Origin of the sequence: Nostoc sp. FACHB-888 (genome assembly GCF_014696655.1) — a bacterium.
Lineage (GTDB): Bacteria > Cyanobacteriota > Cyanobacteriia > Cyanobacteriales > Nostocaceae > Nostoc.
Window position 1 is genome coordinate 14,615 of sequence record NZ_JACJQM010000074.1, and the last position, 13,149, is coordinate 27,763.

Annotated in this window: 18 protein-coding genes and 1 pseudogene; 15 read left to right on the forward strand and 4 right to left on the reverse strand. The window is 41.3% G+C overall.

Going from position 1 to position 13,149, the window contains the following annotated elements; all coding sequences use genetic code 11:
• Positions 1-60 precede the first annotated feature (60 nt).
• The gene (locus H6G26_RS28360) at positions 61-990 is read right to left on the reverse strand and encodes a tyrosine-type recombinase/integrase (RefSeq protein WP_190733459.1); all 930 of its coding nucleotides are present in this window, start codon (positions 988-990) and stop codon (positions 61-63) included.
• An 874-nt stretch (positions 991-1,864) separates the two neighbouring features.
• On the opposite strand from H6G26_RS28360, the gene H6G26_RS28365 reads away from it, so the two are divergent.
• A complete protein-coding gene (locus H6G26_RS28365) occupies positions 1,865-2,560 on the forward strand; it encodes a hypothetical protein (protein ID WP_190733461.1) in 696 nt (231 codons plus the stop codon).
• Positions 2,561-2,747: 187 nt separating this feature from the next.
• Here the strand turns inward: H6G26_RS28365 and H6G26_RS28370 are convergent, their stop codons facing one another.
• Complete coding sequence (locus H6G26_RS28370) at positions 2,748-2,960, reverse strand: hypothetical protein (RefSeq protein WP_190733463.1); 213 nt, start codon at positions 2,958-2,960, stop codon at positions 2,748-2,750.
• 182 nt (positions 2,961-3,142) lie between these two features.
• Here H6G26_RS28370 and H6G26_RS28375 point away from each other — a divergent pair, with 182 nt between their 5' ends.
• The 10 genes from H6G26_RS28375 to H6G26_RS42945 all read left to right on the forward strand — a co-directional run bounded on the left by H6G26_RS28375 (position 3,143) and on the right by H6G26_RS42945 (position 7,623).
• Positions 3,143-3,469: a hypothetical protein gene (locus H6G26_RS28375; protein WP_190733465.1), complete on the forward strand. Its 327-nt coding sequence runs from the start codon at positions 3,143-3,145 to the stop codon at positions 3,467-3,469.
• The gene (locus H6G26_RS28380) at positions 3,462-3,659 is read left to right on the forward strand and encodes a hypothetical protein (protein WP_190733467.1); all 198 of its coding nucleotides are present in this window, start codon (positions 3,462-3,464) and stop codon (positions 3,657-3,659) included. The genes H6G26_RS28375 and H6G26_RS28380 overlap by 8 nt, the downstream gene beginning before the upstream one ends.
• A 25-nt stretch (positions 3,660-3,684) precedes the next feature.
• On the forward strand, positions 3,685-4,074 hold the full coding sequence (locus tag H6G26_RS41850) for a hypothetical protein (protein WP_199327125.1): 390 nt from the start codon (positions 3,685-3,687) through the stop codon (positions 4,072-4,074).
• Positions 4,075-4,199: 125 nt separating this feature from the next.
• Entirely contained in the window at positions 4,200-4,523 is a 324-nt protein-coding gene (locus H6G26_RS42930; protein ID WP_242053922.1) for a hypothetical protein, read from the forward strand.
• Between the two features lie 102 nt (positions 4,524-4,625).
• Complete coding sequence (locus H6G26_RS42935) at positions 4,626-5,030, forward strand: hypothetical protein (protein ID WP_242053923.1); 405 nt, start codon at positions 4,626-4,628, stop codon at positions 5,028-5,030.
• 81 nt (positions 5,031-5,111) lie between these two features.
• A complete protein-coding gene (locus tag H6G26_RS28395) occupies positions 5,112-5,321 on the forward strand; it encodes a hypothetical protein (protein ID WP_190733468.1) in 210 nt (69 codons plus the stop codon).
• A 16-nt stretch (positions 5,322-5,337) separates the two neighbouring features.
• Entirely contained in the window at positions 5,338-5,724 is a 387-nt protein-coding gene (locus H6G26_RS28400) for a hypothetical protein (RefSeq protein WP_190733470.1), read from the forward strand.
• A gap of 123 nt (positions 5,725-5,847) precedes the next feature.
• Positions 5,848-6,663, forward strand: coding sequence for an IS4 family transposase (locus tag H6G26_RS42940; protein ID WP_347242511.1), 816 nt, complete (start codon positions 5,848-5,850; stop codon positions 6,661-6,663).
• Positions 6,585-7,235, forward strand: a complete 651-nt coding sequence (locus tag H6G26_RS41860; RefSeq protein WP_199327120.1) for a transposase — start codon at positions 6,585-6,587, stop codon at positions 7,233-7,235. The genes H6G26_RS42940 and H6G26_RS41860 overlap by 79 nt, the downstream gene beginning before the upstream one ends.
• Entirely contained in the window at positions 7,204-7,623 is a 420-nt protein-coding gene (locus tag H6G26_RS42945) for a hypothetical protein (protein WP_242053925.1), read from the forward strand. The genes H6G26_RS41860 and H6G26_RS42945 overlap by 32 nt, the downstream gene beginning before the upstream one ends.
• A gap of 1 nt (position 7,624) precedes the next feature.
• Here the strand turns inward: H6G26_RS42945 and H6G26_RS28415 are convergent.
• Positions 7,625-8,257 (reverse strand): annotated as a pseudogene (locus H6G26_RS28415) (reverse transcriptase N-terminal domain-containing protein); the annotation flags it as partial.
• Positions 8,258-8,898: 641 nt separating this feature from the next.
• Here H6G26_RS28415 and H6G26_RS28420 point away from each other — a divergent pair.
• The 3 genes from H6G26_RS28420 (at position 8,899) to H6G26_RS28430 (ending at position 10,017) form a co-directional block, all read left to right on the forward strand.
• Complete coding sequence (locus H6G26_RS28420) at positions 8,899-9,372, forward strand: DUF1392 family protein (protein ID WP_190733473.1); 474 nt, start codon at positions 8,899-8,901, stop codon at positions 9,370-9,372.
• Positions 9,369-9,644, forward strand: coding sequence for a hypothetical protein (locus tag H6G26_RS28425; protein WP_190733475.1), 276 nt, complete (start codon positions 9,369-9,371; stop codon positions 9,642-9,644). Before H6G26_RS28420 ends, H6G26_RS28425 begins: the two co-directional genes overlap by 4 nt.
• 109 nt (positions 9,645-9,753) lie before the next feature.
• Complete coding sequence (locus H6G26_RS28430; protein ID WP_190733477.1) at positions 9,754-10,017, forward strand: hypothetical protein; 264 nt, start codon at positions 9,754-9,756, stop codon at positions 10,015-10,017.
• 629 nt (positions 10,018-10,646) lie between these two features.
• Here H6G26_RS28430 and H6G26_RS28440 read toward each other — a convergent pair.
• On the reverse strand, positions 10,647-11,297 hold the full coding sequence (locus H6G26_RS28440; protein WP_206757562.1) for an S-layer homology domain-containing protein: 651 nt from the start codon (positions 11,295-11,297) through the stop codon (positions 10,647-10,649).
• A gap of 700 nt (positions 11,298-11,997) precedes the next feature.
• Here H6G26_RS28440 and H6G26_RS28445 point away from each other — a divergent pair.
• Positions 11,998-12,783, forward strand: a complete 786-nt coding sequence (locus H6G26_RS28445) for a DUF4198 domain-containing protein (protein ID WP_190733481.1) — start codon at positions 11,998-12,000, stop codon at positions 12,781-12,783.
• Positions 12,784-13,149: the final 366 nt, after the last annotated feature.

Here is a 13,149-nt window from a genome sequence, read left to right on the forward strand (position 1 = left end):
GGTAGCAATTGATGCCACTGGTTCCAATTTGTGATGCATTTTCACAAGTTATGCGAAATGTCAAAGATCCATCAAATTTAAAGCGCTACTGTCATTAGGTCTAGCTTTGAGATAGCGATCGGTGATGGCTAAATTGGCATGACCCAAAGTTTCTTTCACCAGTACCGGATTAGTCCCGCGCTCAATCGCGTGAGAACCGTGGGCATGACGTAACCAGTGAGCCGAAACCAGTTCGCTTAATCCGGCTTCGAGTGCGATTGCTTTGACAATCGGGTGCAAGTTTTGACGGTCTAAATGTCCCCCCTTTTGACTTGGAAACACTGCTTGATTGGCGTGAGCCGAAGCTTTGAACTCCATTAATTCCGCCCAAAGCTTTGGCTTGATCAGAATTGTACGATTTTTGCTGCCCTTGGCTTTACGAACATACACCTGACCACTGTCGCCACGGGGTGTCAAATCTCCCCAAGTCAGTTCACAGATTTCACCTGCCCGTAACCCTGCCTGATACAGGAGTTTGATAATTAACAAATTACGTAGGGCTGTGTACTGCCGCTTAGGAGTTTTAGCATCAGTTAAATGCTTAGAAGCTGCTCTTACCAACAATTTAATATCAGCTTCGTCTAAATAGCGTTCGTTGATTACATCCGGCAGTTCACCGAGTTTTAGCGCCATACCCACATTAAAAGGGAGATATCCAATTTTATGAGCGAAACTAATCAAGCTTTTAGCTGCGGCAATATATATCCGCTTTGTACTTTCAGCATTGTCCCCAAAGTCAGCAGCGTATTCTACCAAGTCTTCATAAGTCACTTTTTTGAGAGGTTTGTCCAAAAATTCCAGAAATCGCCTAATGTAGCGTCGGTAAGAGATGATGGATGATTCTGCTTTTCCCTCCAACCACAGCGCAATCAACTTCGCCTCCGCCTGCGCTACTGGCAAAGAAGCGATCGCCTTTCTATGTGCTGTTAGGTGGACAAGAGAGAGCGTCATTTTTATTACTCCCTTAATAATCAGACACAATAGTAGTTTCGTCTGGTTTTATAGTGTCTGATTTTTATTGTCCTCCCAAATGGTCATTTCAACTCACTGTTTCACAACTGAAAAATTCTCATTTTTTGCGTATAGTACACTCATAATACGCAGAAGGGTGATATAACCAATACTACTACTGGCTATCCCTTGCGGATTGAGAGCCGGGTATTTCCTCCGAGTATTGCCGTTTATACACGGCTAACTTGTAGTAGAGGGAGGTGCTATTTTTGGGTGTGGGGAATTAAGAAAAAGATTTGCAACGGCGAGTGCTGAATTTAACTGGCGGATTGACTATTTAAAATTTTTTAGAAGGGAATAGGGAATAGGCAACAAAAGGTTTTGTCCGGGGATTTAGAACTATACCTAAACGCTCGTCCTAAAGAAGGGGGCTTCAAATCCAAGGGGTTTCTCTGTTAGAAGGGAACAGGCAATTTTTCTTTAAGCTTCAATCCTACTGTTACCTGTTCCCTATTCTCTACCCCGAACGCGAGTGCGTCTTTACAGGAGAAGGGGTCGTGAACTAGAAGAAATGGAACCGAGCAATTATGCAGATGAGCAGTATGGGTATTTTCAGTAATTAGCATAATCACTGAAAATATTTAATACCTAGTGTCTGGCGAAGATGGTTGATGCTGGAATTGCTACGGGGTGATATCTATATTTATTTGCAATCGCCTTGCTTGCCGTTGGCAGTAGCATCTCTTCATAAAAGCCATCGCTTGAAGAATGCGCTGACACATTTGGCGATGATACTATCAAGGTAATTTATCATGACGAATTACACGATTTAATAAGCGTGGACAGTCCAATCTTACCTAGATGATACGTGAACATGAGCAATACAGGGCGTAAAAAAAAATTAGCATCTTTCAACTGTGACCAAAGGAAGTGGGAACAGTTTATCGTCTGTTGCAACTCGAAAGGCACAACAGCAACAGCCACGCTGCTCGAATTTATCGAACTCTACTTAGGCGATTCCCAAGATAAGGTTGATGCAATAGGTGGTAACGATTTAGACGAACGCCTAGACTCAAAGATTAAGGCAAGTGTAGAGAAGTACTTAGTTGCTAGTAACAATATTAACAGCAGTCAAACCAATGAAACGATAAAAGCTATTTGCGAAAGACTTGATAAGCTCGAGTCAGAGTTTTTAAGTGAATTTGATAGCAATCAAACTACAGCAATTGATAATCTCGCCAATTTAGAACACAAAGTGGAGGGGATGTGTGCCCGAATGACACAATTGGCTGAGGCGATTATTAAAATTCAAAACTATCTCAACAACCAACAAAAGCGGGGCCAAAAATCGTACTACAACAATTCATCCTATCCTGGGCAAAGTCCGCGAATGCAACCGTTAACTGAAGAAGGTTTGGCTTCAAGACTTGGTGTAAGTGAGGAAACTGTACGCAAGGAGCGAATTAAACTCCCCCCACCGCTTTTTGTAGCATGGTGTAAGGGTAAAGATAGAGCAGGGTTGGGATGGGAATTTAACCAAAATACGGGATTATATCAGCCAGCAAGTTAGTATTTTGATTAATTTCAACTTATCGCGGCGAATGTGCGCTCTGCTGTTGCCAATTTTAATTTTTTAAAATGTGATTATTTCACAACCTTCAAGCAATTCGTCATAAACAGTTAGTTGTTGTGTTTTTAAGTGATTTGGTAGTGAATCATCATCAAAGGTCAAAGTAACAATATAAGTATTTTTGAGACTAAGAGATGATTTGCTGATATCGGTTATTGCCGCACTCATGCCGCTTCTCTTTACTCATATCTTGCACCAGCGCCGAAAACCGGGTTTCTTGCGATTGCTGTAACCTGGAAACCTTGATTCTTCGTTGATAAACCCGGTTTTTCAGGTCTTGTTGAGAATGGTGCAAGATGTCAGACTGAGGAACTACAGCATCTGCTCTCTGCTGAAGCAACCGAATGTGAGCAATTGTTAGACCACCCAGTTGACGAACTGACCTCTAAGGACTGGGAACGGTTACGGGAATATGAGCCGCACTTGGAGTTAGTCGCAGCGTAATCACACACAAGGGCGATCGCACTTTCATCTACGACGGGAGCGATCGCCCTAATCCAACAATAACCACTAATCACATCTATGCAACCCACAATCTCAATCCCTCAACATTGGGGCTACCCTTGCTTTGCCTTTAACCAGCGAAGACACCAGGGCTTAATTCTCGGACTTTATTGCTATCCTTCTGGCACAGAACTAGCTGAACAATTTGATGAAGGATGGCGTTATGTGCTGATGCCTAATAAAAACTCTGACGAGATATCGTACTTGCAAGAGAATCAAATTCAGCCGCTCTCTCCAGAGGAATTGTTCACGCAAATAACAGCAGAGATTGACTTTTACCAACAGCAAATAGCAATCCGGCAACAACAGTTAGCAGCCATTACTGGAGGTGCAAGTAATGGCTAAGACGGCTGACAAATATGTGGAACGTACTTCTGCTAGATTACTGCACTCTCTAAGTCGCTCTGGTGGTTCTATTCCTTTGCACCGCATTCAGTTCTCAGAAACCATTATTCAATATTTGCTTGATAAAAAACGGGTACAAGTGCAAAACACTGGATGCGGTTTTTTGTTGGAGATTGCCGAGGATTTTTAGCTGACTAAACAATCAGGAGATAAGCATGAAACTTTACGCCAAGACCATTGCACAAACTTTACCCGATTGGGCAACTGTAGTTACACAGAATACAGATTTTATTGAGGTTGAAATCAACGATGAACACCCAAATTTTCAATCTCTGCTTGAAGAATTGGCTACAGAGATTGAGCCAGGAACATTCGGTGTAAAGGCAAAAGATTTATGTTCACGGCTTGGCATAGAAATATCTAACCCAAATCTGTATTATTTACTTGAACAAGCCCAAGCTCTGATATGTGAAATTGCTGCACATTCCCAATACAAAGAACTGCTGGAGAAAGGATATCAACCTGATTTAAATATCGCTGATGCTCAGACTGCGCTCACGTATCTGCAATGGGAGTTAGAGCGGAATCAACAACCTTCTGATTAGTAGAGAAGCGTTCATCTAAAGGAATGTCATTACTTTAGATGAACGCACGGAAGTTCTTCTCCCGCTACAGAATTTCCATTATTGCACACAGAACATCAATTGATTAAACTTTAATCGAGGTGAACATGGTTACTGAAATCAAACTAGGTTTATGCAATCCTCCCGAACCCATCTATTTGTATGTAAATCAGGGGGAAGTAGACGGGGAATCATTCGTTTGGTACAAGTTCAATATCAGCCAAGATAAGAAAATCCCAGTTACTCAAAGGGCATTAACTGGCTATTTGTCAGAACTCCGATTGACGACTAAAGAGTTTAAAGGCAAAGACAATCTGAAGCTGGATATTGTTATCAGTGCTGATGAACTTTACATCATAAGAACTGGTATTGAAACTAACTTCGCTAAAAGCTTTCTTCTTGCTGCATCATTAATCCAAGATTTTTCTTAGGCACTGATTATTGTTGCTAATGCTGGCGACGAGAATACAGTTTTCTGCAATCTTTATGATGCTGCAACTAAAACCAAGATTTACAGGGAATGGAGTAGAGATTTGGATTGGGCAACTATCATTTGTGATATTCAATCTGTTTTAGGTGGCAATTCCTCAACCATTTCATCCACACCAAAACTTAGCGTAGTTCCTCAACCAGTACCGACTCAAGATTTGCGAGTTAAAAATATTCGTATTTTGCTTAATTATCCACTTGATTTGCTTAAAGAGTGGTTGGAATTCCAAAACGTTGATCGCCCAAGTTTACTTGATATTAGCCAGATTAATGAACTAATCAAAACCATGTGTTTAGCTTGGGCAGCAGACAAGTGTGAATATCCCAATGAAGCTGAATCTTTATATCAAAACCAAGTTGTTGATGCTGTTGCCAGTGGTGCTGATGAACTGACTGCTATTGGCGCATGGATGCAACAGTTAAAAACAGCAAAGATTGGGGCAGTGTAAATCAGAATTCAGTAGTCAGGATTCAGAATCCAGAATAATTCTGATTCCTGATTTATCAATTAACTAGATAGGAATTAAACCATGAGAGTCATCGTTACAGTAGTCGATAAAATCACGAGTGAAGCGCACCTAAATATTCCTGATGGACTGTCAGAGTTGGCAATCAAGCAGCACATTACAGACCTCTATAACAGTGTTGAGATGCTGATTGATTTGAATCTTTGTCAAGTGGACTTTGAATCTATCTCCGCTCAAATTATCTCAGAAAATTCTGATACTAAATCTGCATAAACATTGGAGGTAAAAAATGAATCGCAAATGGACTGATGAAGAAGTAGCAACCGTTGAAGAAATGGCTTGTCTCTACACTGTTAAACAGATAGCACATCGCCTCAAAATCAGAGGATACACACGCTCAACATCAGCTATTCAAAAGAGATTACGCTGTTTAGGATACTCCGCACGTCCCGTTCTTGATAATTACAACTGTTGCGAAATCGCCAGAGTTCTGCAACTCAATTCAAGCACTGTCTGGAGTTGGATAAAAAAGGGTTGGATACGTACATCTCGAAGTTCTGGTAGATATCACCAAATCAAGAGCAAAGACCTAAAGCGGAATGGCACTAAGAAAAGCTCTAAGCTATGCAGAATAAGGGCTACAGGTTTAATGCTCACTCCCGCAGTAATGGCATGAGTCAGGCGATCGCGGATAGGAAGATGATGTACGTTTGCCCAAAAAGTTCTTGAAGGTAGAAAAAGCTTACTCGTCCATGAAATACTTTTTTGAGACGAATAAGGCAACATCATAAATACCACTGTGACACTAAGAGTACAAATCCTCAAGGATAAATTTAGCCAGAGTTTAGGACTACCGTTTAAGGAATTGTTACCAGAATCGGTAATAAGACTTGCCATCTCGGAGCTAAAAATCAAATATAAAAAGCGGTTATTTGATCCGATAATAACTTTATGGGCATTTTTATCTCAGGTTCTGGACAATGACAAAACTTGCCATAATGCCGTGAGTAAAATAATTGCACATTTGGCGGAGTCAGAAGTAGAAGTTCCCTCTCTTCGAGACGCTCCGCGAACAACAGATACGAGTGCTTACTGCCAAGCACGGGCAAGATTACCAGAAAAATTGTTAGAGAAACTTTTTAATTATTCAGCACAGAAACTGGAAGAAAAAGTAACCCAAGAACATTTATGGTGTGGTCGAAATGTTTTAGTGATAGACGGCTCGACAGTATCTATGCCTGACACTATAGAGAACCAGAAAGAATATCCTCAACCTAGCACTCAAAGATCAGGATGTGGGTTCCCAATTGCCAAGATTGGTGTGATATTCAGTTTGGTAACGGGAGCCGCTGTTGCCTTATGTATCGATGTTCTGAACACTCATGATATTAAGTTGGCGAGAAAAATGTACAGCTTTCTCAAACCAAATGATGTGCTTTTAGGAGATAGAGCTTTTTGCGCTTACGCGATATCTTTACTATCAAAAAGCTTGGTTGTGATGCCGTATTCCGTAAACATCAATCTCGCACAACCACTATGCGAAAAGGTAAAATTATTTGCGATTGCGACAAATTGGTTACCTGGTACAAACCTAAAACTTGTCCAAAAGGATTGAGTAAGGATGAGTTTGATGCTTTACCTCCTTCCATTACTGTGCGAGAAATCTACTATCACATTGTTATTCCTGGTTTTCGCACTCAACAAGTCAGCTTAATTACTACTCTTTTAGATAAAGTAACTTATTCTACTCTCGAAATTGTTGGACTTTACGGTAAACGTTGGGATGTTGAATTGGATTTGAGATATGTAAAAACTACTCTGGGTATGGATATTTTACGATGTAAAACTCCTTCAATGATCCGCAAAGAAATTCATATTTATTTACTGGCTTACAATTTAATTCGGAGCTTAATGTGGTCGGCTGGGACTACTTACAATACTCCTCCAAATCGCCTATCACTACAAGGTACTCGCCACCATTTAATTAACTTTATTCCCAAATTATTAGCAGCAACTTCTCAAAAACGCCACCAAATTTATCGCACTTTGCTAAAAGTTATTGCTCACAAGGCTGTTCCAGAACGCCCAGGTCGTAGTGAACCACGAGTTCGTAAACGTCGCCCCAAAATTTACCCCTTGATAACCAAACCCCGGCATGAGTTACGCAAACAATTGCAAACTGCTTAAACTGCAAGTGTTTCAGCTTTTCTTAGTGCCATTCGGTTGTAACCGTAGCAAGTTCGCTGATATCTGGTTGCCGGATGGTACGGTCAAGTCTTTATCTATCCAAGGTGCAGCCATTTTACAGGGTTTCCCTAGCTGGTACGAATTCCCGCCGGAAGCTGCTACGGCGGGGTCAATGGTTGAGTCGATGGGGAGTATTATCTCCCGCACCTCTCAGTTAGATCCGTGCGTACCCGTTTCCGTGTACACGGCTCCCGATGTTCTCAGCTTGCGCTTTTGCCCATGTGGGTATAATCGTGACAACTCTCATGAGTTGCTTCAAGATTATTCTTCTTCCAGTTGGCGTGATTTCCATCGATGTGATGCAGGTGAACCCGTTCCTCATCGATGAACTTTAAGCCAAAAGGGGCAATGAGTTCGTTCATTATTGCCGAGTGGTTAATCCTATCGAAGCACTTCTCGATATCGAGTTCTATAACTCGTTTTTCTATTCCATTGCTATTGGAGCGGAGGTTACTAAAGATGTACTTTTGTGCATCGTGGGCAGAGCGCCCAGTTCTGAACCCGTAACTCCTGGCGTGGAAAGTGGCAACGCGCAAGCTGGTTCGAGTGCATATTTTGCGAGGCATTGCCAAGCTCTATCCGCGATGGTTGGTATTTTAAGCCTTCTGGTTGTCCCGTCCTTCTTGGGGATGGGGATTTCTCTTAGTCCTTGATGTTTCCAATTTCCGCTATTCACTCTTAGTAGTTCTTCAAGGTTGAAGCGTTCCTCGAATGAGAGGGATTTTTTACCATCAATACCCGCCGTCTTCTTACCAGCATTTAGCTGAGATACAAGTCTAATTGCAAGAAATCGAGCCGAGGTTGATTTTAGAATAAGCTTTTGGAGTAACCTAGCTTTCCGTTTGTCTCCAACTTGAACAGCTTTGTACACGCGATGAGTGAAGGCGGAAAAGATTTCGGCGGAATTTCTTCCACGGTAAGGCTTTCCAAGATTCACTAGTTTTTACACTGTGTCTAATCATTTTCTCTTCTGGAGTTTGTGTATTCTGAACACCTCGAACCAATTACGGTTCGTCCTACCCGAATTGTGGGGATTCCTCCTCTCGTCTGGGCTACTTGGGGAACGAAAAGCCCCTAGACCCACAACTCGTTTTTATTCGTTCCCTCGGTGAGATTGATAGTTCCCTTAGGCGTGGTCAATTCAACTACTAGATTCCCTTGACTCTTGCCGTTATTCCGATAATGATACGGCGGGAATTGATTCTCTAGTGAAGTCAGGGGTTTTGTGTTGCGCCCTGCTCGAATATAAGTTGCTTTTCTAGACCCGGTTTCGCCATAGGAATTTCCTGTTAGCGCCAGTGTCAACCCGCAACGGTCGTCTGATTGCGCCCTGTTCCCAGCTTTACTCTACAAGAATCGAGCTTGTTCGGTGTGGGCAGATAAGGAGTCAATTCTGAGTCTGAATGGTAGGGCTTTCACCTACATCTGACCGAGAGTTCAGCCTTTTAGTAACAGTAATCTGCTGTCAAGCTGGATTAGTTATTTACGGACTGATTACCGTGATTCACTAATCAACGAATCGCACTATCGGCTATTCCGTGCCTCCCAGTTTTGCAACACAACTATTTATATCTGCACAGAGCAAATTATTCGGAGTGACTGTATGACTAACCTTGTTCAAAACTTAGAACAGTGCTGGTACATTTCTTTGCCGTGGGGTCAGCAAATCCCACCGTTACTGGTCAGTCTGTTAGAGCGAGTCTATGTTAAATCTGCCAAAGCTTTCGGCTACTGCACTGGTGTCGAGTGGTCACCACAGGGTTGGAAATACGAGATTGCTACTGGTAATGACAATATTACTGTTTGGGGTAGTGAACTTATTGGCACAGGCAACTTACAACCGGTTACTAAAGAAAAGCCTGTGTTTCGATTAGGTGAATTGGTCGAGTTTCGGTTTCATGGTGATGGGCCATCGGTTCGTATTGTGCAGGGGATTCAACTGATTAACGATTGCTGGTTCTACAGCATCGAATGGCTTTCACCAGGGCTATCTGAAAAAGGTGACGAGGTTTTTACTTTTACCTCAGCAGATTCTATCGCACGGGTAACTGACCATGACTTGGAGCGGGTGCGATGACAATCTATACCTCATGTTACCGTGCCAAAATCCTCTTCGTGGGCATTCATTACGCTTGGACAGTAGGTAGTTTACTTTTGTACAAAGCTATTACTGTAGAAACTGATAATTATGATAGTTCTGGTACTGAATCCTTACAACGAATCACTGATTATAATCAAGCCATCAAGATTAATCCTAACGATGCCCTAGCCTACAGCAGACGGAAACCTTGGGAAACAATAATATCCTCTACGCTTGTTGCGTCTATTTATATAGCTCAACTTATATAGCTCAACCCTTGATCTTCGAGAAAATATCACCAAATCGACAGAACCATCTGCTTTAGCTGGCAAGATAGAATCGTAATGAAAGTTAATATTGTTAAATATATCTTCAATTATGTTTCCTAACCTTGTGGAAGATACCAAAGAATACTGGTGCAAGTTAAATGAGTTAGAAGTTGCTTACCAAAAAGGTGAAGTCTCTATTGAAGAGGTAGATGCGAGGGTTAAATTGCTGATGACTGAATTAGGTAAAAGTCGCCAGGCAGCATTAAACTACGTTTTGAATAGCTTTTACCATTTTTTGAATGAGCAAGGAGAAGCAATTGTTGGTATAGCAATTTTAGGAGTCATTAGCTACGCTTGGGTGGTTCTCAGCTAAGTAGGCGGCTAGAATAAAATGTAAGATAAAAGAGATTTGCTCTTTGTAGAGGGGCAATATTGCTAATGACTGCACCCATAAAGATAAATTGGCAATGTTCTAGATCGGTTGCTATGTCCTTAAACTAGTAAACCAAACTCATAGCGGTTGATGAATAAACCTATAACTATGCCGTAGATCTCCTCTGTTTTAGAAAAGCAAATTGTCTTCCGAGCTAGCTGTTTGATTCTTGTTCTTAATCTCAAGTGCTTCTGTTCAATTCGTTGAATCTTCTGTTTAACTATCTCATGACGTTGTGCTGGTAAATGTCGTTCATAGGCTCTCCACCCATCTAATCAATTAGAAAGTTCGAGATGTGAAATGCTCCCAAACTAGCGGACTGAATGGTGCTATCAAACTGCTATAACTTAATAAACCAAGCCCAATACAACCCCATCATTTGTATGCCTGTAAACCAATGGTTATTAAAACTTGGTTAAACATGAATGCACCATTACCCCAAGGTAGCGATCGCACGGCTATGGAAGGAGATTGTTAATCACCATTGGTGACGGGCGATAAGCTTTCGCCTAAGCATAAAGGGGATCGCTTACTCCTGCTTTGGACACATAAACAACGCAGAGTTAAACTTACTTCCTAAGACAGTTGAGCAAGCGTAATGTAGCTGCTGCGGCATAATTACGCCGTGTCCCAAGATTGGGAGAAAAGGCATTTCCAGCTTCGTTGAGGGGAGTTGCAACACCGCAGTAGACAGACATCTCTGTAATTGTTTTTTTCGCCCAATGATTAGATATATCACTGAACGCTATTGGCTGCTGCAAGTTTATCATGCCTGAAATCCCTCCGCCCTCATCCGCATATTGAACGGCTTTACGCAATACCGCCATCAACTCAGCACGGGTTACTGTTTGAGTAGGTCGAAAAGTGCCATCAGAATAGCCTTGCATAATCCCGTTAAATTTTGCCCACTCAATCATTGCAGCACTCCAACGGGTTGCGTTTACATCCCGAAAAGGCTTGTTGGTGACTTTCAATAAGTTTCCTGCTGCTGGCGGTGGGTCGTGTGGCACAGTCGCCCTACTTACAGGTAGCTTACTGAGCGCGTTTATTACCATCGATATCATCTGTTCACGCGTTAAGTCTAACGTGGGACGAAAGGTATTATTAGAAGTAAAGCCTGCAATAAGCCCTTTCTGAACAGCCTCTTGAATCTCTTGGGCATAAACATCAGCGTCAACATCGGTAAAGTTTGGCACTTGAGCAACTACTGGTTTAGTCATGAAAGCGCATAACAACATAATCGCAGTAGTACCTGCTCCCCTTTTGGCAGTTAATGAACCCAAAAAATTAAAAGTTGATTTGAACAAAGGTTTCATAATGAATTGAATGCTTACCTTTATAGACGTTGCTCTCTTTAATCAGGTTTCTTAAAGTTATTAGTTATACCTAATATTTCAGTATTGCTGCCGTCGGGCAACAGATGATTGGGCGATCACCCGAATAGTACTACCCTTTGACCAGTATCTACCCAAACAACTTGAACCTATCTCACAAAAATACTCTACTGAGTTATTCACATCAATAGAGTATATAAATTTACTATAATCATCTTTTACCAGCATTCATTTATACTTTACCAATTATCTATACCTCTGTATAAGTACTGGAAATATTGCCTACAGCGATCATCCCAGAAGAGACAAACTTTCGGCAAAATGTCTTGGATTCCCTGATAACTTACTAAATTTTATAGTTGAAAAAATACATTTAATATTTATTCTTTTAACCTTAATCTCTATCTAAAGATAGTTATTCTCCAAATAAATAATTTCTAATTTATTCTGAATATTTAGGAAAACTTAAGAAAATATAAATATTTAAATTTTATCCCTGGCGGGGGGATTGTTCAGTATTAAAAAAACTGGTTTTCTGATTACGTAATTAAGTATTAAGACCAAATACAACTTTCAGGAGAATTAAATGCTGCTCAAAAAAATTCCGGGTCTGCTCATAGCGGCAGCTATTCTGCCATGCTTTATTCAATCGGCTTCCGCTCACGTTATTTGGTTTGAGAAAGAAAATGCTCAATACAATTTGTTATTTGGGCATCCCGAAGAAGGCCCACAATTCTATGATGTGACAAAATTCACAGGAGCAGAAGTTTACGATATAAACAAACAAACAATTCCTTTTAGCATTAATCAAACATCAGACCAGTTATATCTAACTGCTGATAAAGAAGTAGCCGCAATCACAGCATCATTGGATAATGGCTATGTTGCAGAAGTAGGTGATGATGCTTATTACGATATTACAGCCTCGGAAGTTGGGAACTACCAAAATGTTAGGCATTTGCTCAAGTACACTAAAGCTTTGTATAACTGGTCAGATGCCTTAGCACAATCTTTCGATCTACCCTTGGAAATCTTACCTTTACAAAACCCTTTTGCTGAGGATTTGTCAGGCAGTTTATTAGTTCAAATTCTGGCTCAAGGCAAACCAGTCAGCGATTCAGTTACTGTAGAATACCTTGGGCAAGAAGTAGCAAAAAATGCGGATGGCACTTTTTCTATTCCCATCGGTACACAAGGGCTAGTACAAGCAATTGAAGCCAGCTACTCAATATCATCTGGAGGTATAACGACTTCTTACGAAACTGGCTTTACAGCACAAAAAACTTCTGTACCCGATCCATCAGCATTACTTGGTCTTAGCGTAGTTGGATTGCTGGGATTATACAAAAAAAGGTTTTTCGCCAAAGCTTAATTACGAATTAGTCTCAATGCGCTTGGGTTAAACCAGAAAAATAAATTTGCGTAGGTTGGGGAGCCATTGCGCCCTTGCGGTTCCCCGACTTGTTCGCTTTTAGCATTCCCGCTTACTTACCAAGTGGCGAACTTGCTTTCTGGTAACGGTTTTGTTGCTATCAGATTGCTCAAGCACCAACAACAGATCAATCCTGGTCAGTCTGCAAACTGGTATTTGGAGAAAGTAATTTATGACTTGAAACGGGATCGACATTGGATAATTCCTTGCAAAAATTCAACCGAGCCTCTTGGGCCTGTGTAGACACCATCCAGTTGGATTTTGACAACCAATGGTTGTCATTCGCCACTGAAGCGGCATACCATT